We start from the raw sequence: 19,288 nt of genomic DNA, 5'->3' as shown, positions 1-19,288 counted from the left end.
AAGCTTATTATTTTATAACTCGATTCAACTTAACATTTGATATATGACTTCTGTCGTCCAGGACCACGACCAAATCAAGCCACCCTGTGTTGATCTTGATGATACAAACAGAATTGTTGAACTGATTAAAGAAATTGGTGAGCAAGAACGCCACTTCAATACATTGACAGGAACCTATAAAACAATGGCATCAACTTGGCTCCTAGCTGTTTTTGGTGGGATAGGTTTTGTTTTAGCCAATCGCATTGAACCATGGCTTTTGTATACTGCGGGAATTGGCATCGCAGGTAGTGTTGGTATACTGCTCCTTTGGATCATTGATCTATGCGTATACCAGCGATTGTTGAATGCGGCCTTCACTGAAGGTTTAAAAATAGAGGAAAGGTATATTTGGCTACCACGCATACGTCATGTTATGGTTGCTAATGTTAACACGGGATCCATAACTACAAACCTCTCGTGGTTTTATGTGCTGGGTGTCTGCGCTCCCTTATTTATTTTTGATTATTGTATCGGAAGTTATTTGTTAATTAATTTCGAAATAGCGCTCACCGTGGGATTCATGGTATCAACTGGACTTTTAACCTTTTTTTTAGCGTATAGGATTAGGTTTGGATCAAAGGAAAAGAGAAGCGAAAAACCTCTCAAGGTTAATCCGGAAGAGATCGACGTGGATAAAAAATTTAACAAATCTCAAAAAATTATACTGGTAACAGTGGGCCCCGCGGTTTACCTGATAGTTTGCATCGTGATCTATGCAAGCCTTACTGCCAAGTATGATGCGGATACAGTTAAAACGATTTCCTTAAAAACAAATTATGACTATCTCGCACCAGACGGCTCTGAGATCAGATTATTATCGGCGATGGCCAGCGGTAGTTTGGCGCATTGCGTTCTTCTCCCCAAGGGAGTATCGAGCGCTGTTCAGCACAGAACAGTGGTTGAGATATGGTATATTCTGCAAGGAGAGGGGGAAATTTGGCGTGAGCATAACAAAGTTGCCACAGTTAACAGGATTTCACCTGGAGCCAGCCTTACTATACCCACTCATACAAAATTTCAATTTCGCAATACCGGAGCCGATTCGCTCAAAATATTAATCGTAACAATGCCGCCTTGGCCAGGCAGCGATGAAGCCATTAAGGTCAACGACTATTGGCGGACGATCGAACCTGATGCGCGTTTTAGAAAATAGTATGAGACTGCTTGTTGGCAAAGCCTGACTTTACAAGCTGACTTCCTAGATTCTTTCATAGATATTGATGCATAAGTAACGATATCAAAATGGCCCTATATTTCAATCCTGACTTCTGAAGCTGATATTTTATTTAGTTTCTGTCTCGCCGTTCTTTATATTTTTTGAAAAGAGAATTCCTGATTTTATTACCTTTTTTTAATTTGAAGAGACATGAAGAGCACGTGGCAAACCCTTTGGATCTAATGATAAATAATGTTACATATAGTGTTTTCGGAGTTTACTTTTAAAATCGACTATCTTCCACATGTTAGTTTTTGACATCGGCAGAGTTTCTAAATTAAACGTATTTAGCAAGTTTCCATATAAATACCAAATCGGAAATAGTACAAACACATCCAAGAAAATTTAGAGCAAGGTATTTATCTCAACATCGAAAGAAAAATGCAAGTGATTTATTAGAGTCAATTGGTGGGACAAAATAGCATTTACAAGCCTATAAAGACTTTTAAAGAACAATAATTAATAAGAAATTCTAATCCATTTTACCGTTTACTAAGTATTGCTGTGGATATGCTTATTTTTTTATATAATATCTTATTATTGTATATAAATCCTTTTAGTATTTAACATTACTAAAAGGATTGTGTATTGAAGCAGCATATCGTTGACATTTAAAATATGGTAAATAGAATGCTGCGAAATCTGTCTTATTCCTTTATAATGCTCTACGTCAGAAACATTATAAAGGTTTCTGTGTTAACTAACTGTTGCCGATTCTAGAAGTATGAATTAAAATAACCTATTTCCCGCTGAAAGAATTACCATGAAATTTGTCTTCCATAAATATGATTGTTGAGGCATTATCAGAGTATGGAAATTGATATAAATAACAATATTGTATTTGCTTAGATCGTGTTTTTAAAAATTTCTCAGTGAAATATTGGATCCAAAGGCTTGGCTTTTCGAAATTGGTACCGTTAGCTAGAATAGCGTTAGTTGTCTGAAATGATTTTTAGTTGAATTAGAAGTATAATCTTATACTTTTTTAATTACTGATTTTTTTCTTGCGAAATTCAGTTATTTTATTTCTAGTGATTAGTAATGAAATGTCAAAGCAACGGAAGTCTTAGATTTTAATTTTTCGGCGTTCCACCATTTACTCAGATACCTGATCCGTTAAACTTGCCTCGCTATGATTCACTCTACCTTGGATTTTTTGACACAGGAGCTCGATGCATTCATTAAGTTGAAGGTGGGAGATCCTCTCACTACGAGGATATTCCTATCCGGAGTTACTAATGAACAAGGCATTGCCATTCCTGATCAGGCTCTAGGACTTTCTCTCATAAATATCGAGGAGGAGCGTACGAATAAAGACCAGCAAAGCCGCTTTATCAATGCTGTGGGGAAAGTCGAAAAGCGAAACCCTGAGATTCAGCTCAACTTGTATGTGTTAATCACAGCCAATTTTCAGAACAAATTGGCAGGTAACAGCTCCGATGATTATTTGGAGGGCCTGAAGCAGCTGAGCTACGCGATCGCGTTTTTCCAAGGTAAAAATGTCTTTACGCCGGAAAATAGCCCAGCACTATCTGGATTTGACACCAATTTAACCAAAATCGTGGTGGAATTGTATAGCTATTCCTTCGAGCAGCTTTATAATTTCTGGACCGTCGTAGGCGCCAAATATCTGCCAAGTGTGCTGTATAAGGTGAAAACACTAAGAATTCAGGAGAATGCGATTCAGGAAAGCGGGGAGCCGATCGAGCAGATTTTTATTTCTTCAATTCACAAATCATGAATATCATCTACAGCCGGCTTTTCGAAGTGAGTGTGCTTCATGACTATTTCCGTGAGGGGATTGCAAAGGGATTGAAATTGATTCCGACCCGGGAAACACAGGAAACACTCAGGAAAGGCCGGATGCTCTGGAAAGAAACCTCACAGGGTGTCATTGTCCTTTACCATGCAGAAGGTGATCGTACGAGCCCGGAAGTTGCTTTAGTTCCTCCTGTTGATTTCTACTTTTTTTTTCAAAGCACAAATTCTCCTCAGTTTCTTGCAGTCACAGAGTTGAGAAAAGGTGATAGAATATATGGTTCAGGCGATTTTTTGGCTTTTCAAAATTCACCTGCGGGTGCATCAATAGACCAGGACACTCCGGAAAAAATTGAACTGGATATTTGGGATGGGACAAGGCAAAAAACATTTATTACCCGGCTGAATCTTGATCCGGCTCCGGCAAAAGTAATTTTTCAGGTAAAGGATGCATTGGGTACAAAAATCCCTTCCGGACGGGATAAGAATGGGGATCTATTGCCGTTGGACCTAGAACTGGCATCAGATGATCGTGGAGAGTTTTTTATTTCGCTTGATTTAAAAGGAAAACAAGAGGGAAACTATACACTTATCTTAAGAAATGAAGCGGATACGGCCGATTTGTGGACGAAGGAATATTTCCTGACTCAAGACCCGGAGGTAAAATCTGCTTTGGGGGTGATGAAAATTTCTTACCGACCCGATCCGGATCACTTGTATGGGGGAAGAGAATACTATGCGATAGACCTGAAACGGAAGGCTACGAAATGGACCTATATCATCGTAAGCCAAAATAAAAAAGTGGATTTGGGGACCGCCGGACTTTCAATTTTGGATAAAGGCAATCCTCAGGACTCTCCTTATGCCACCTACGATTTTGAACGGATGGGCGCTGCGCCAAATGCAGATGTCAAAGTAAATAACTCAGAGACAGTGATATTTAAGTCTCAGGTGCCGATTCCATTTTTCGAAATTCCCAAACTAAACCTGGAACTAAGAAGAAAGCCAGGAAATCGGGTTCTATTAAGCCATTTACCCAATCCATCCCGATCCGGCGCAATCAAAACCAGTCCCGGTGAAGAAATCTCAGAAATCTATGTATTCATTTGATCCCAACTGATATGGCAGAATTCAAAACCCCCGGGGTGTACATCCAGGAAATATCCACCCTTCCCGCATCCATCGTACCGGTAGCTACTGCCATTCCGGCCTTCGTGGGCTATACTGCGCAGCGACTCAGAAATGGCGAGACCTTTGAGGTAAACATCCCTGTAAGGGTAACTTCCTATCTGGAATACAAGGAAATTTTTGGGGAATCTTTTTTCGAAAACTACACGATTACAATCACCGATGGTCCGACGGTTGCCATAACGGACCCGGCCAACTTTTCCCAATACCTGATGACCTACCAGGTATATATGTATTTTTCAAATGGGGGAGGGCCTTGTTGGATTGTTTCGGTGGGCGATTTTGTGGATACACCTACCGGAGATGATATCGATGTTAATGACTTACTGGGGGGATTGAAAGTGTTGGAGGAGGAGGATGAACCAACCCTGCTGGTAATCCCGGAGGCTGCCATGCTTTCTGACGTCAACCGTAAAACCCTTCACGATCAAATGCTTGCCCAATGTGCTAAACTTCAGGATCGTTTTGCGCTGATGGATGCTTTGCATTATGCCAATCAGACTGTTGCAGAGGACGGAGCTGACTTCAGGGCCGAAGTTGGAAACTCGGATCTTAAGTACGGTGCCAGCTACTACCCGGGACTCAGAACAATACTCTTCCGGAACTTTAATCCCAATTCACTAACGGTAACAGATAACCGAGGCGGAGCAGGTTTGGGACCCTTCAATGATCTGCCCATATCCAGGATCGATGGAGGGCCGATATTCGCTGCTGCCACGATCAGAATCATCAACAATACAAATATCAGCGGAGATGGTTTTACGATCGGAGGGAAAACGTTCACCGAAGGCGCAGAATTTATTAAGGGTGACGGGCCTGCCACAACCGCGCAGGCACTTCTAGCTGCGATTCAGAACGCTGCTGATCCTTCATATACTGCAAACCGTCAGGCTGAGAAAATCATCCTGGTGTCAACTCTTCCGAGAGAAGCAGGGGCAGCAACTGTCCTTACCTATAATGATTCTGGGGGGAATGCTGGCGGAAGCGCCTCCGGTAATGGCACTTTTTCATTGGCCCCTCCGGACAAAACACTTTATAATACGATCATTGCGAGTCTTAAAAGTAAGCTGATGGATTTGTATCCATCAGCAAGTATGGCCGGAGTGTATGCGCGGATCGACAGTCAAAGGGGGGTATGGAAAGCTCCTGCCAATGTGGATCTCAGATCTGTCGAACGCCCGACTATTTCCGTAAGCCCGGAAGAACAGGGAATATTGAATGTAGATGCGACGTCAGGGAAGTCAATCAATGTTATCCGTTTTTTTCAGGGAAAAGGAACCCTGGTTTGGGGTGCAAGGACCTTGGCCGGAAATGACAACGAGTGGAAATTTATCCCTGTCCGCAGGCTGTATATTTTCATTGAAGAATCCGTCAAAAAAGCGACCGAATTCGTGGTGTTTGAGCCTAATGATGCCAATACCTGGCTTCGGGTAAAGACCATGGTCGAAAATTTCCTGTCCAATCTCTGGAGGGAAGGAGCGCTTGCAGGTGCAAAATCAGAAGAGGCATTTTTTGTGAGGATCGGGCTGGGGCAAACCATGACGGCCCTGGACATTCTGGAAGGCAGAATGAATGTAGAAATCGGTCTGGCGGCTGTGAGGCCGACAGAGTTCATCATCCTGAAATTTTCACATAAGCTTCAGGAATCCTAAGTCCTATTAACCCAAAACGCAATTCTTATGTCAACTTACGCCACACCGGGTGTTTACATCAAAGAAATTTCAACGCTTCCGGCTTCAATAGCAGCAGTCGATACCGCCATACCGGCTTTTATCGGGCATACCGCGCTGGCTTCAAAAAACGGAGAATCAGTTAGAGGGATCCCAACCCGGATTACCTCCATGCTGGACTACGAATCGATTTTTGGCTTCGCCAATCCGGAAGCCATTTCCATTGATATCCAGGATACTTATACAGGTGAAGACGGCCAACCCGCCAAATTGAGTTCCAGGATCGTCAAAGCCAATGCTCCTGCAAATCCGAGTGCTTACAAAATGTACTACAGCCTAAGGCTCTTCTTTGACAATGGCGGAGGCCCATGCTATATCATCTCGGTAAATGATTTCACCACACCGCCAGCAGTCGGTGACAGCACTACCGCGACAAGTCTTTTAGGAGGGTTGGCCGCATTAGAAAAAGTGGACGAGCCGACGCTGATCCTTTTTCCGGACGACCTAACACTTGCAAATGGGAAATCGGTATATGAAGCCGCCTTAGCCCAATGTGAAAAGCTGAAAGACCGATTTGTAATTATGGATGTGAAAGTCAATACCTCGGATCCTTTTGCTGATGGTGAAAACTTCCGTAATACAGGCATTGGCTCGGGTGATTTGAAATATGGAGCCGCTTATTATCCCAATTTAAAAAGTGCCTTGAACTTTGGATATGATTCTTCGTCGGTTACAATCATCCAAACCAATAGATATATTGGCACAGGTACCCCGAATCCGGCCATAACAAATGCTGCCAACGCCTCGAACTTAACTGCGCTTTCGTCAGAGGATCCCAGTTTACATCGGGCGATACTTTCAGAAATCAGTAAACTTTATATCACCGTCCCCCCATCCGGAGCTATCGCTGGTGTGTACGCCCGTGTCGACAGTCAAAGAGGGGTATGGAAAGCTCCTGCCAATGTCGACATCCGCTCTGTGATTGGTCCAGCCTTGAAGGTATCGCATGAACAACAGGCTTCCTTAAACGTGGATGCCTCCTCGGGCAAATCGATCAATGTAATAAGGTCGTTTACGGGTAAAGGAACGTTGGTTTGGGGAGCGAGAACGCTTGCCGGCAATGACAATGAATGGCGCTATGTGCCTGTCCGCCGACTTTTCATTTTCATCGAGGAATCCGTTCAAAAAGCGACCGAATTCGTGGTTTTCGAGCCCAATGATGCCAACACCTGGCTGCGTGTAAAAACGATGATCGAAAACTTCCTGACCAAACTTTGGAGAGATGGTGCGCTCGCGGGAGCCAAACCCGAAGAGGCGTTCTTTGTGAGGATCGGTCTTGGAATCACGATGACTTCTCAGGATATTCTTGAAGGCATTATGAATGTCGAAATCGGCCTTGCAGCAGTTAGGCCAGCAGAGTTCATCATACTGAAATTCTCTCACAAGCTTCAGGAAGCCTAAATCTTTATAACTGACAATTTTAAAATCCAGCACATCATGGCAGTAGCATATCCAATAGCCGTCTTTCATTTTCAGGTAGAATGGGGCGGTACGCGCATCGGCTTTACGGAGGTTTCAGGACTTACCATTGAGCTCCAGTCAATTGACTACAGAGAAGGCAGCTCGCTTGAATACCATGTGACCAAAATGCCTGGTATTCCACAATTCAGCAATATTGTCCTCAAAAGGGGTGTGTTCCGGGCTGACAATGAGTTTTTTCAATGGCTGAATACCGTCAAGATGAACAAAATCGAGCGGAGAGATCTTACGATCAGTTTGCTTAATGAGGAGCACGAGCCGGTTATGGTCTGGAAAGTGAAGGAAGCATGGCCATGCAAAGTGGAAGGTCCGACACTCAATTCAACCGGTAATGAGGTAGCGATCGAGACCATTGAGCTCTGTCACGAAGGATTGGCTATCGAAACTCCCTAACTCATGATTTTTCATCCGCCTACCGGGTTTCATTTTATTGTTCGGCTCGAAGGTCTTCTAACGAAGTATCCCGGCCTGCCTGATATCGGATTTCAGGAAGTTGGAGGATTGAGTGTGGAAATTGGCGTGGAAGAGTATGCCGAAGGAGGAGAAAACAGATTCAAACACCGTATGCCCGGACCTGTCACTTACCCAAACCTCACGATGAAAAGAGGCATGCTAAGTGGAACCCAGGCTGTGAAATGGTTCAAAGATTCCGTGGAGGGATTCCAGTTTGAAGCCCATGACATCACGGTGGTTTTGCTGAATGAGGACCATATCCCACTGCAAGCATGGAATTTCATTAATGCCTGGCCTGTCAAATGGAGTATCGAGGGCCTCAACGCTATGGAAAACACACTGATGATTGAATCTATTGAATTTGCCTATCAATATTTTCGGAGAATTTCACCAGGCGACGTTTTACCAATCTGATTATGCCTATAGAAATTAAAGAATTGATTATCCGCACCACGGTAGATGCAGCGGAAGAAAAGCCAACCGGTGCATCTAAACCTGCACCGGGGACGGAATCTATCCTTTTGGGAATCCGGGAACTGACCAGATTGATCAAGGAAAAAAACGAACGTTAATTTTTAGCGCATGGCACTGAAAGATATCTTTTCTCCTTTAGGAGGGCTGGAAAAAATGAAAATCACCGCTTTCACGGATGACACCTATGAGACATCCAAGGAGACTTTTGTGGTGATGTATAATCCTACAGCTTTCAGTCAGGAATTCAAGTCCAAGTGGATTCCTGAGGAAGGGTTAACCGATGGGAAACAGTACCAATTCAGAACACTGGAGTCCGACAGCGTTACGTTTGAATTTCTATTTGATGCAACTGCCGCATCGCCTCCCGGTAAAGATGTTCCCGGCGATATTAACCTGAACTACCTGGGAAGCAACAAGCCGAATCTTGACCAGATTAGTGGAAACAAGGTTTCGGCAATTGACCTGATCAATGAGGATAAACACGTAGACCGGGCAATCAGAAAGTTTTTGGATATCACACAGAATATCCAGTCGGATACCCATAAGCCTAATTATTTACAGATCAATTGGGGAGCGTTCCAGTTTCGGGGTGTCCTGAGTGGAGCCACTGTCAACTACAAGCTTTTCAATTCAGCCGGACTTCCGATCCGAGCAACTGTTTCTGCAAATTTCGATCAGTCCGTTTCCCGTCAGGAACAGGCGGCCGAAGCGGGACGTACCTCACCGGATCTTACTCACATAAGAGTGGTAAAAGCAGGTGACACCCTTCCCATCATGTGTTTGCGAATATATGGCTCTCCCGAATTTTATCTGAAGGTAGCTGAGGTTAACAAGCTCCGAAACTTCCGTAAGCTGGAAGTTGGGCAAGAGGTCTTTTTTCCACCCATAGCGAAATCCTAAAGTATGCCACTTGTCGCAACCAGCACCGAAACGAATCCCAGCCTTGCTACCTATAAGATTTTTTCTGATGGTACAGAGTTGCCTGCTTCTGTGGGTGTTGCTATGATTTCTGTCCAAAAAGCCATCAACAAAATTCCCTCAGCCCGGTTGGTTTTATATGATGGCGACGTAGCAGAGGCAGATTTTGAATTAAGCGGGGGAGATCTTTTCATTCCTGGGAAAGAGGTAGAAATCCGTGCAGGGTACAACAATTTCGAAGAATCCGTTTTCAAAGGAATTATCATCCGACATGGACTGGAAGTAACAGAAAAAGCATCAAAGCTTACAATAGATTTGAAGGACCCGGTTGTAAAAATGACCGTGGGGCGCAAAAATAAATACTTTTTTGAATCGAAAGATTCTGAAATTATTGAAGAAATAATTGGCTCATACACTGGCCTGTCATCAGATATTGAAGCCACCACGGCTACCCATCCGGAGATGGTTCAGTATTATGTCACGGATTGGGATTTCATCGTTACCAGGGCCGAAGTGAATGGAAAGATTTCCCTGATTGAAGACGGGAAAGTTCGGATGCTAAAACCAGAAACCAGTGCAGATGCTAGACTGGAACTTCAATATGGAACCAATGTCGTTGAGTTCCAGGCCGAAATTGACGCCAGGACACAATATTCATCCAGTAAAAGCATAAGCTGGGACCTGGCCAGCCAGGAGCTCAAAGAAGTAGAAGGCAGTGACCCGGGCATGGATTTCCAGAGTAATCTGAGCGGTTCTGATTTGGCAGATGTGATCGGGCTCAGTGATTTTCGGCTTCAGCACAGCGGAGGCCTGGATGACCAGGAATTGCAGGCTTGGGCAGATGCGACGCTTATGCGAAGTCGCTTATCTAAAATCCAGGGTCAGGTCAAGATTTTGGGAGACAACACAATTAAGCCCGGTGACATGGTGTCGTTGGCAGGATTTGGAGACCGTTTCAATGGAAAGGCTTTTGTTTCCTCTGTTTACCATGAGATTTCACCAAACAGAAAATGGTTTACCCATCTCGGTTTAGGTCTGGATTCAAAATTCCTTTCCAGCCTGTACGATGACGTTTTGGATGTGCCGGCAGCTGGCTTGGTTCCTGCCATTCAAGGACTTCATATCGGAGTGGTCACCAGTTTGGACGATCCATTAGGAGAGCACCGGGTCAGGATTTTTATCCCTGTGATTGATCCTGGCTCAGAAGGAACGTGGGCGCGAACGGCTGCGCCGGATGCCGGCGAGGGAGATAATGCCAGGGGAATATTCTTTATGCCTGAGATCGGCGATGAAGTTATTGTTGGCTTTATCAATGAAGATCCAAGAGATCCGGTCATTCTCGGAAAACTATTCAGCTCTGCCAAACCAGCTCCTTTTACTCAAAATGATGACAATCATCAAAAAGGAATAGTGACGCGGAGCCAGCTAAAGCTTGTCTTTGATGATGAAAAAAAGTTCGTCACGATCAAAACTCCCAAGGGAAATAAAGTTACCCTGAGTGATGATGAGGGAAGTATTCTCCTGGAAGATGAAAACGGCAATAAAGTAACCCTGAATGCAAAAGGAATTTCGCTTGAATCTGCGAAAGACATTATCTTAAAAGCATCCGGGGACGTAAAAATCGAAGGAGCAAATATCGAAATAAAGGCTTCGGCTCAAATGAAGGCTGAGGGAGGTGCGGGTGCCGAGTTTTCTTCCTCTGCAAGTACCAAAGTGAAAGGCTCAATTGTGCAAATCAACTAAACTATGCCAGCAGCAGTCAGAGTCACAGACACTACCAATCATGGAGGAACGGTGATCGGTCCCGGAGTTGCAACTGTTCTGATCGGCGGAATGCCTGCCGCAGTTCTTGGTGACAACCACATTTGCTCATTGCCTCCAAGTGGTCATCAGCCGACCGCCAGCCCGTTTATACAAGGCAGCGCGACAGTTTTGATCGGAGGGATGCCGTCTGTGCGGGTAGGAGATATTTGTGTCTGCGGAGCCGCCGCAGTTGTAGGAGAACCCACCGTAATCATTGGATAACATGACTGAGAAAAATACATTTCTAGGACGCGGCTGGGCCTTCCCAGTGACATTCCTCCGGGATTCCAGTCAGGTCAGCCTTGTTGAAAACGAGGAAGATATTCTCCAAAGTCTGATTATTCTGCTCAACACGACCATTGGAGAGCGGGTACTTCGGCCTGAGTATGGGGCAAATATGGAGGATTTACTTTTTGAAGCACTTAACGTGACCACGGCTACCATGATTATCAACCGGATCAAGCGGGCGATTCTTTTTCACGAACCCCGCGTAAAAGTGGATGAGATTGACATGAAGCCGGATTTCGAGGAAGGCCGGATCGAAGTTCTGATCAGCTATTTCATTATCGCTACCAATAATCGCCAGAATCTGGTTTATCCATACCTCTTTATCGAGGCTACTGACGTATCCAAATGAGCACTGACAGCTGCCATAGCACCCAAATACCCGGAAGCGGAACAAACCGCGGGAACAGACTCCTCGAAAGTCTGCTGCCTGGTTATGTGGCTGTGGATGGGCGAAAGATTGAGGACTTGAAGGCTTTTGCTAAAGGCTTGGCAGCACAGCTCAGATTCCGGACCACCACAGACACATGGGAAGGGGATTGGCTGTCATTTTTCGACAAAGGAATTGTCCCTGATCAGCGGACCGATCCGCATTTCGCGCTATTTCTGGCTTTCCTCCAGAATTACGTGCTCGCTCAGACAGACTTGAACGGCCTGACTAAAAAACATCTGGATTTTTTCTATCGGGACGTACTCCGATTAAATGAAAAGTCCGCAGAGGCAGATCAGGCTTACCTGATTATTCAGTTGGCTAAACACGTTGCTGAGCATCTTTTGCCAAAAAATTCAACATTCAAAGCCGGAAAGGATGACATTGGCAAAGAAATCACTTTCAAAAACCAAAGTGACCAAGTCATCAACAAAACTGAGGTTGCTTCCCTAAAAGCGCTTTTCAGGGACCGAAATGGAAGGTTTTACAAATCCCCGGTTGCCAACTCTGCCGATGGAAAGGGTGCCCAAATTCTTCATGCGGACGGCCGATGGAATCCTTTCGGACGGCCGGAAACTCTTTTTCCTGACTCTGACCGGCAATCAGCGATCCTGGGATTTGCAATCTCTTCACCTGCTTTGGTTTTGGAGGAAGGAGACAGGAAGATCACGCTGACATTACTTCTCAGACAGCAACCTGGGCTTCTCGAAAAACTGAAGAGCCTGCACCTGAATTCGACATTTCGATTTCTTCTAAGCGGAGAAAAGGAATGGATCGAAGCAACGGTAGGATTTCCCACCAATGAGGAGGAGATTGATGATCAGGTGCTTGACTTTCTAAACAGAGCCAATGTTTGGCAGGATATCGCCGGGCTCGAACCCCAGGCAGGGCCTGTATTCGACAACCCTGAGATAGGATTCCACAGGCCTTTCATGGGTTATGATATTGGAGAAGTCACTGCAAAAAATATCCTGAGTAAAAGGAATTCATTACCTCGCAATAGATTTACCCACCTCGATCAGGTCGACTCTGTGCGGGGAATGGGTCCGGACAAAATAGCAGACCTTCTTTTCAGTTTTCAAACCCAAAAACATGAATTAAAAGATTTGGGAGCCAATGGCATTGAACTCATCCTCAAATGTCATCTGATTCCGGATCAGGATGCCGTAGTCGGATACAGCAAAGAGATTCTGCTGCAAAAATTCAGTTCCAGTCAGCCTGTAATGAAAATAGAGCTGGCAGATACACTTCAAAGCTATGCATATGCGGTTTTACAGGTTATTGAACTATTGTCTGTAAAAATCGATGTGAGTGTAAAGGGAGTGGAAAATCTTATTTTACAAAATGATCAGACTACATTACCTGTCGGGAAAAACATCAATCCCTTTGGTTTCAGACCAGTTTTGGGATCCAATTTTTATATAGGAAGTCGAGAGGTATTCAGCAAAAGTCTGAACGATCTGGTCATCCATTTTGAATGGCACGGCCTTCCTACTGACGCAGAAGGATTTAAGGGATATTACACGGGGTATTCAGGCAATAAATCAAATGCGTCCTTCGAAGCGAAAGCCTATTTTCTGGATGATAGATCCTGGGGAAATTCTAAAAAGACGATCCGCCTATTCTCGGGGTTGTCTGCTCCCGCAGCGAATCAAACATACCGATTAACGAACATTGATCTTGGAACAATTCCATCAGAGCCTGAATTGGAAGATTTTTCGACCTGGTCGCCAGCTTCAAAAAGAGGATTCATCAAATTGAGTTTACACGGATCAGACTTTGGTCACAAAGAATATCCCAACTTATTTGCCTCACAGGTAATTCTAAAGATTGGTGAGACTGATACAGTCCTCCCAAACGAACCTTATACACCAGAAGTTAAGAGTGTCAAGTTAGATTATACAGCAACGGATTCCTTCATTCCTGGTAAAAGTAATTGGAACTCATTTTTTCATATCGGAGCTTTTGGTGAGGCCAAACAGGAGGTTAACCCCGGACTTTTGTTGCCAGATTACTCACATGATGGCTATTTATTCATCGGTTTGAAAGACCACCTTCCCGGACAGTCGGTGCAATTGCTGATTCACGTGCTGGACGGAAGTGCCAATCCTGAAAAAGCAGTCCCAACCGTAGGGTGGAGTTATTTGAGCGGAAATGTTTGGAAGACTTTTAATAAGCTTGATCTGGTTTTGGACGAAACCAACGGACTGATCCAAACAGGGCTGGTAGGATTTACCATGCCAAGATACGCGGATACTTCGCATACTATTCTGGAGGATGGAATGACCTGGATACTTGCGACAGTCGCTGAAAATAGTGACGCAGTACCGGATTTTACACATATACTCGCACAAGCGATCCGGGTGACTTTTGAGGATCAGGGAAATGACCCCAACCGGCTTGCGGCCGCACTGCCAGCAAAGACCATTGCTAAACTCAAAATATCGCAAGCGCAGGTCAGCAAAATAGATCAGCCTTTCGCTTCGTTCGGAGGCAAAACCCAGGAAGCTTCGGAGGATTTTTACACCAGAATTTCCGAGCGTCTCAGGCATAAACAGCGGACCATCACACGGTGGGATTATGAGCACCTGGTACTGGAATATTTTTCTGAAATCTATCAGGTCAAAACCCTGAATCACACAGAATACAACGGGAACCTGGAAAATTACCGGGCTTTGGCGCCGCGTCATGTGACGGTAGTGCTGGTTGCCAACGTCCAAAACAAAAATGCGATCGACCCGCTCCGGCCAAAGGCGAGTGTTGCCCTCATTGCTCGGGTTCGGGAATTCGTCCTGAAAATATGCTCAGCCGGTATTTATCTCCATGTGGTTAATCCGGTCTATGAGGAGCTTCAGGTCAAAGCCAATGTCAAATTTTTGGCTGGAATGGACCGATCCCTTTATGCCAAAAAACTGGAAGATGATTTGAAGGCCTTTCTTTCTCCGTGGGCATTTCAAAGCCCTGAGGCTTTCAGTTTTGCAGGCGAAATCCACAGCTCCGTGATTTTGCACTTTGTGGAAAAGCTCAGCTACGTGGATTACTTAACCTGTTTTGAACTTTACCACATCATCAAAAACCCTGTAGACGGAGTGATCCTGTCCAGAACCCGGGTGGCGGAGGCTAAAGGCAGCACGGGCGTATCGCTATTGGGGTCTGTGGGGTCGATTGATACCTACGGTGATCATCTGATCACAATTTTGGAAACGGATGATTGTGAATGTGCGGACAATGAGGTTCCGGCCACAATCGACATCACTTCAACGGAAGGTTCGGACATGGAAGAAGCTTTTGACACATAGGATATGCAGGAATCAATCACGATATCGAAAGCGAAGCCGGTGAGCCCGGCCATGGATTTTGAGCTGCTTCGCAAAGAAGCGATCGCTTACATCCAAAGGATTTCTGGCAATGTCTGGACGGATTACAACGCGCATGATCCGGGAATTACCATTCTTGAGGTACTTTGTTATGCCATCACTGATTTGAGTTATCGGGCCAACAAACCTATTCAGGACTTGCTGGCAGAAGAATCAGGTTCGCTTGCGGGTCAGTTTTTCAAAGCCTCCGAGATTCTGCCTGGCAAAGCTTTGACGCTGGAAGACTACCGGAAACTCATCATGGATGTGGAGGTGGTCGAAGATGCTGCATCGGGAAAAATATTCGCAGGAGTAAAAAATGCCTGGATTACCCTGAGGCAAAGCAATGAGATCCCGGTTTTCCCCGACAGAAAAGCTAAAAAACTTGCATACATCCCTTTCCCCGTTTCTGAACAAGCGCTGCAAATGGGTATTCTTTATGATGTGTTGCTTGAGTTCGATGCCACAGAGGAACTGGGGGATTTGAATGAGAACAAGCTGAGCAAGGAGAAAACAATCGAAGAGCACCCGGCTTTGGCGGGAGTCGTCATTGACATCCAAATCGAGTTCCCAAGGTGGGATGAAAACATTGACTGGGCAGACAAATCTGCAATCCGAAAGGCAATTCAGGGTATTTTTATTCAGTTCCAAAACATTCCATCGGGGTTTGAACTGACCTATAAACTTTCTCCAACCAACTACATCCAGCTTGGCGGTACTGAACTTACAGCAACCGGCCTTGAGGAGATCGACGGAATTGCTGAACTGAGTACACTGATTAACGATTTCGTATTTAATGACCCCAATGGTATTCTTTCAACGTACCTGATTAAAATCGAAAAAATCGCCGAAATCCTGGCTGAGGTAAAAAGAACTTTGAATGCCAACCGCAACGTCTGTGAGGATTTTGTGGAGTTCCATGCACTCAGAGTGGAGGAAATACTTGTGTGTGCAGACATTGAACTAAGGCCGGAAGCAGATGTGGCGTTAACTGAGGCCAGGATCTTTTCAGTTATCGGTGATTTTCTGTCCCCTCAGGTCAATTTTTACTCCCTGGAAGAAATGCTCCATCGCTGCAAATCGGGCACACTTCCGGTAGCCAGAATCCAGCAAAATCCGGCAAAAATCTGGATGAAACTCGAACCGGACTCCTTTCCAATGGCAGGGTCTGTACTGAGTATCATCGGGTCCGGTAACAATGCGGGAACTTATAAGATACTGGAAATAAAAACCGCATCCAAAGAACCAGGATTGGCAGAAATCCTCCTTTCTCCAAATTTTTCGAGTCCATTGATCCGAGAACATGACCATGTGTTTTTTGGAGACTGGGATTCTGAACAATGTATATCAACTGAAGAAATATTCGAAGGCCCCCTTTTGAAACATGGTTTTATTGATGGGGACGATTTGTCAAAAGCCGACCGAAAATCCAAAATTCATGTTTCGGATCTGATTCACCTGATTATGGATATCGAAGGGGTATTGGCAGTGAAAAGTATTCAGGTCGCCAACTTGCCTCAGGACGATCCTGAAAACAAAATCCCATCCAAAAGCGTCAGATGGTGTCTTGATCTGGCGTTTGAGCAGAATTATGTGCCTCGGCTAAATCCTGAACTTAGTAAGCTCATTTATTATAAAGAGGGACTTCCATTCAAAGCAAATCAAGAGGAAGTCGAAGACCTTTTGGATGAAATCCAGGCTGAAAAACGCCCGCAAAAAATAAGGTATCCCCAATTGGATTTCGATGAAATAACAGGTGAATTCGCGGGTTCGGGCGATTACTATTCCATCCAAAATGATTTTCCACTGGTATACGGAGTAGGAGAGGAGGGTATGCTTCCTGCAGGTGAAAGTCGGCCACAAGCTTATCAGGTAAAACAGCTGAAGGCTTATCTGATGGTTTTTGAGCAACTTTTAGCCAACTACCTTGCGCAGCTTGCTCATGTTCGTGACCTTTTTTCCATTTCCGAAGAAAAAGATTTGTTTGGCAATCCAAAAGTCGCACAAACCTATTTTTCCCAAAATTTGGAATCGCTGGTGCCGGATGCCGCAGATATATGGAAGGACCTCGTTGGACTCAAAAATATACTTAACAACCTCACTGAACCCAGAGAAAATTTCCTGGAACGCAGGAATCAGTTCCTAAATCACCTTTTGGCGCGATTTGCAGAACAACTGACGGATTACGGTCTTTTGACTGTCCGGTTAAGTCCGCAAAAAGGTAAGGAACGACTTATCGGGGACAAACTCCGTTTTCTCAATAATTACCCTCAAATCGGTGCCGAACGGGGACAGGGATTTGACTATGCAATCCCTGGTGAATTTTACCATATCGACAATCTTTCCGGTTTGGAAAACAGGGTTGGCGGACTTTATGGAATCCACCCCAGGAAGGCAGATTGGTTGATTTTCAGCCCCCAATTTGTCTTTTCAGAAAGCGGGGAAATTTGGACTGTGATTGTAACGGACGCTACAAATCAGCCCCTTTTTGAAATATCAGAGGAATTCAGCTCATTGGAAAATGCCAGGTTGGGCCTGGAAAAGATGATTATGATCGCCTCAGATCAGGGAAATTGGAGAATCTCCGGAAATGTCGGAAATCTGTTTTTGGAATTGGTTTTTGATGAAAAAATCCTTGGTGCAAGCGTCAAAAAAGATTTTTTATCTCTTGATCCGGGCGAAGATGCCGATATAGCCCGTAAAGAACTCCAGGAAATTTTTCTGAAAGAATTTGTCGAAAACGCCCGGGCCAATAGGAAGAACCTCAGTCTGGGGCTAGAGAATTGGTACGCGTATACAATCACTCCAACGTTAGCACCTGCTCCACCGAAGTTTGTAATTGACTTTGAATTTTTTGATGCTCCATTTGGTAAAGGCAATGCTGTTCTTTTTGGGAAAATAGAGCAGGAGGTCCCCGATGCCGACTCTGAGGCGGAACTGATAACCTTGGCTGATGCCCGGATCAAAAAACACATTTGGGATATGATTGCTGCGGCGTATAGGCCAAGCGGTTATCAGTTGGATCCTGATACAGAATCTCCGTATCATTTCTCGATTATTGATCCCATCAGGGGAGGTTTGTTGGCCAAAAGCGTAGAAACTGATTTCAACACCATACTTGCAGCACAGCTTCTTGACGGTACCTGGGGAAATCCCCTTCTATTGCAAAATGGTTTTGCGCCTTTGCCGGTTACCCTTGCAACAGCCGACGCTCAGGGTTCCAGAATTAAGCTAACGGCCGATCAAAATCCTACCAAAGGTGACTCGATTCGTTTCGTGAAAAACCTTGAAGTTCTCGCAGTAGATGTTGAAAAACAGGAGCTGACAATAGCCGGCGATCATCGGGTTGCACTTTCACACGCACCCGATATTAATATCAGCTTGATACTTAACGGCGAGGAGTTTTTGACTAATTACACAATTTTTAAACTTGATGTAATTGCCGGGAAAACTGTGATCACCACGCAAACCGAACCCAGGCTAGATCTGGAAGGCGGAACAATCATGCTCTCGCGAGACTTTGAAGTACTTTTAGCAAACGGGAGTGAGTTTCTTGTTCAGGGTGGTGAAGAAATGAAAGCGGTCGAAAAAATCCAGGCACTTATACTGAGGGAGTTTTTCAGCCATGAAGGAACACACCTTATTGAGCATATTCTCTTGCGTCCAAGACACAAGGGGAAATACAAGTTCGTCGATGAATCGGATTTGTCAGTCAATGAATTGATTGAAGACCGATTACTTGATCCGCATTTCCAGGAGGAATGCGAATGCACACTTGACGATCCCTACACCTGCATTGCCCACGTATTGCTTCCATTTTGGGCCGGTCGGTTTATCAACAGGGATTTCAGGAAATTCCTTGAAAATAAACTTAAAACTGAGGCCCCCGCTCACATCTTTTTGACGATTTGCTGGATCAGCCCGGAGCATATGGAGGAGCTGGAGCAAGCCTGGAAAATCTGGTTGCTCGAATCGCTCAAAAACCCTCAGCATCCGAAACAACTTTCAACAGCCCTTGCTGAACTGATAGAGGTTTTTGGAAAAGTCCGCAATGTATATCCTTCAGGCACACTCCATGATTGCGCCGAAGACGACACGCTGGCCGATGCCATCATACTCAATTTTTCATCATTAGGAGAATTCTAAACCTACCGTC

The 19,288-nt window shown here is 44.8% G+C and carries 14 protein-coding genes; all 14 read left to right on the top strand.

The features are described 5' to 3' along the window. Positions 1 to 43 precede the first annotated feature (43 nt). The 14 genes from NFI81_RS11965 to NFI81_RS11900 all read left to right on the top strand — a co-directional run bounded on the left by NFI81_RS11965 (position 44) and on the right by NFI81_RS11900 (position 19,278). Positions 44 to 1,195 carry a cupin domain-containing protein gene (locus tag NFI81_RS11965; RefSeq protein ID WP_234612205.1) on the top strand — a complete coding sequence of 384 codons (1,152 nt, stop codon included), beginning with the start codon at positions 44 to 46 and terminating at the stop codon, positions 1,193 to 1,195. A 1,195-nt stretch (positions 1,196 to 2,390) separates the two neighbouring features. Beyond that, entirely contained in the window at positions 2,391 to 2,999 is a 609-nt protein-coding gene (locus NFI81_RS11960; protein ID WP_234612206.1) for a contractile injection system cap protein, read from the top strand. After that, positions 2,996 to 4,126, top strand: a complete 1,131-nt coding sequence (locus NFI81_RS11955; RefSeq protein WP_234612207.1) for a hypothetical protein — start codon at positions 2,996 to 2,998, stop codon at positions 4,124 to 4,126. Before NFI81_RS11960 ends, NFI81_RS11955 begins: the two co-directional genes overlap by 4 nt. A gap of 11 nt (positions 4,127 to 4,137) precedes the next feature. Beyond that, complete coding sequence (locus NFI81_RS11950; protein WP_234612208.1) at positions 4,138 to 5,856, top strand: phage tail sheath family protein; 1,719 nt, start codon at positions 4,138 to 4,140, stop codon at positions 5,854 to 5,856. A gap of 27 nt (positions 5,857 to 5,883) precedes the next feature. Continuing rightward, positions 5,884 to 7,335 (top strand): contractile injection system sheath protein, encoded by a 1,452-nt coding sequence (locus NFI81_RS11945; RefSeq protein ID WP_234612209.1) that lies wholly within the window; start codon positions 5,884 to 5,886, stop codon positions 7,333 to 7,335. Positions 7,336 to 7,371: 36 nt separating this feature from the next. Further along, positions 7,372 to 7,806 carry a phage tail protein gene (locus NFI81_RS11940; protein ID WP_234612210.1) on the top strand — a complete coding sequence of 145 codons (435 nt, stop codon included), beginning with the start codon at positions 7,372 to 7,374 and terminating at the stop codon, positions 7,804 to 7,806. Positions 7,807 to 7,809: 3 nt separating this feature from the next. Next, positions 7,810 to 8,280: a phage tail protein gene (locus NFI81_RS11935; protein WP_234612211.1), complete on the top strand. Its 471-nt coding sequence runs from the start codon at positions 7,810 to 7,812 to the stop codon at positions 8,278 to 8,280. Between the two features lie 2 nt (positions 8,281 to 8,282). Then, the gene (locus NFI81_RS11930) at positions 8,283 to 8,438 is read left to right on the top strand and encodes a DUF5908 family protein (RefSeq protein ID WP_234612212.1); all 156 of its coding nucleotides are present in this window, start codon (positions 8,283 to 8,285) and stop codon (positions 8,436 to 8,438) included. A 10-nt stretch (positions 8,439 to 8,448) separates the two neighbouring features. Continuing rightward, a complete protein-coding gene (locus NFI81_RS11925; RefSeq protein ID WP_234612213.1) occupies positions 8,449 to 9,240 on the top strand; it encodes a CIS tube protein in 792 nt (263 codons plus the stop codon). 3 nt (positions 9,241 to 9,243) lie between these two features. Beyond that, positions 9,244 to 11,001, top strand: coding sequence for a type VI secretion system tip protein VgrG (gene vgrG / locus NFI81_RS11920; protein ID WP_234612214.1), 1,758 nt, complete (start codon positions 9,244 to 9,246; stop codon positions 10,999 to 11,001). Between the two features lie 3 nt (positions 11,002 to 11,004). Next, on the top strand, positions 11,005 to 11,283 hold the full coding sequence (locus NFI81_RS11915) for a PAAR domain-containing contractile injection system baseplate protein (protein ID WP_234612215.1): 279 nt from the start codon (positions 11,005 to 11,007) through the stop codon (positions 11,281 to 11,283). Position 11,284: 1 nt separating this feature from the next. Beyond that, positions 11,285 to 11,698: a gp25 family contractile injection system sheath assembly initiator gene (locus NFI81_RS11910; RefSeq protein WP_234612216.1), complete on the top strand. Its 414-nt coding sequence runs from the start codon at positions 11,285 to 11,287 to the stop codon at positions 11,696 to 11,698. After that, a complete protein-coding gene (locus NFI81_RS11905; protein ID WP_234612217.1) occupies positions 11,695 to 15,075 on the top strand; it encodes a baseplate J/gp47 family protein in 3,381 nt (1,126 codons plus the stop codon). Before NFI81_RS11910 ends, NFI81_RS11905 begins: the two co-directional genes overlap by 4 nt. Positions 15,076 to 15,078: 3 nt before the next feature. Then, positions 15,079 to 19,278, top strand: coding sequence for a baseplate wedge protein (locus tag NFI81_RS11900; protein ID WP_234612218.1), 4,200 nt, complete (start codon positions 15,079 to 15,081; stop codon positions 19,276 to 19,278). The last annotated feature ends 10 nt before the right edge of the window (positions 19,279 to 19,288 follow it).

The organism is Dyadobacter fanqingshengii (assembly GCF_023822005.2).
Lineage (GTDB): Bacteria > Bacteroidota > Bacteroidia > Cytophagales > Spirosomataceae > Dyadobacter > Dyadobacter fanqingshengii.
Note: the sequence above shows the minus strand (reverse complement) of the source record. Positions and strands in the feature narration are given on the sequence as shown.

What these genes read in the sequence shown, in the direction of transcription:
- NFI81_RS11965 (WP_234612205.1), top strand. Translation starts at nt 44, where the DNA reads ATGACTTCTGTCGTCCAGGACCACGACCAAATCAAGCCACCCTGTGTT.
- NFI81_RS11960 (WP_234612206.1), top strand. Translation starts at nt 2,391, where the DNA reads ATGATTCACTCTACCTTGGATTTTTTGACACAGGAGCTCGATGCATTC.
- NFI81_RS11955 (WP_234612207.1), top strand. Translation starts at nt 2,996, where the DNA reads ATGAATATCATCTACAGCCGGCTTTTCGAAGTGAGTGTGCTTCATGAC.
- NFI81_RS11950 (WP_234612208.1), top strand. Translation starts at nt 4,138, where the DNA reads ATGGCAGAATTCAAAACCCCCGGGGTGTACATCCAGGAAATATCCACC.
- NFI81_RS11945 (WP_234612209.1), top strand. Translation starts at nt 5,884, where the DNA reads ATGTCAACTTACGCCACACCGGGTGTTTACATCAAAGAAATTTCAACG.
- NFI81_RS11940 (WP_234612210.1), top strand. Translation starts at nt 7,372, where the DNA reads ATGGCAGTAGCATATCCAATAGCCGTCTTTCATTTTCAGGTAGAATGG.
- NFI81_RS11935 (WP_234612211.1), top strand. Translation starts at nt 7,810, where the DNA reads ATGATTTTTCATCCGCCTACCGGGTTTCATTTTATTGTTCGGCTCGAA.
- NFI81_RS11930 (WP_234612212.1), top strand. Translation starts at nt 8,283, where the DNA reads ATGCCTATAGAAATTAAAGAATTGATTATCCGCACCACGGTAGATGCA.
- NFI81_RS11925 (WP_234612213.1), top strand. Translation starts at nt 8,449, where the DNA reads ATGGCACTGAAAGATATCTTTTCTCCTTTAGGAGGGCTGGAAAAAATG.
- vgrG (WP_234612214.1), top strand. Translation starts at nt 9,244, where the DNA reads ATGCCACTTGTCGCAACCAGCACCGAAACGAATCCCAGCCTTGCTACC.
- NFI81_RS11915 (WP_234612215.1), top strand. Translation starts at nt 11,005, where the DNA reads ATGCCAGCAGCAGTCAGAGTCACAGACACTACCAATCATGGAGGAACG.
- NFI81_RS11910 (WP_234612216.1), top strand. Translation starts at nt 11,285, where the DNA reads ATGACTGAGAAAAATACATTTCTAGGACGCGGCTGGGCCTTCCCAGTG.
- NFI81_RS11905 (WP_234612217.1), top strand. Translation starts at nt 11,695, where the DNA reads ATGAGCACTGACAGCTGCCATAGCACCCAAATACCCGGAAGCGGAACA.
- NFI81_RS11900 (WP_234612218.1), top strand. Translation starts at nt 15,079, where the DNA reads ATGCAGGAATCAATCACGATATCGAAAGCGAAGCCGGTGAGCCCGGCC.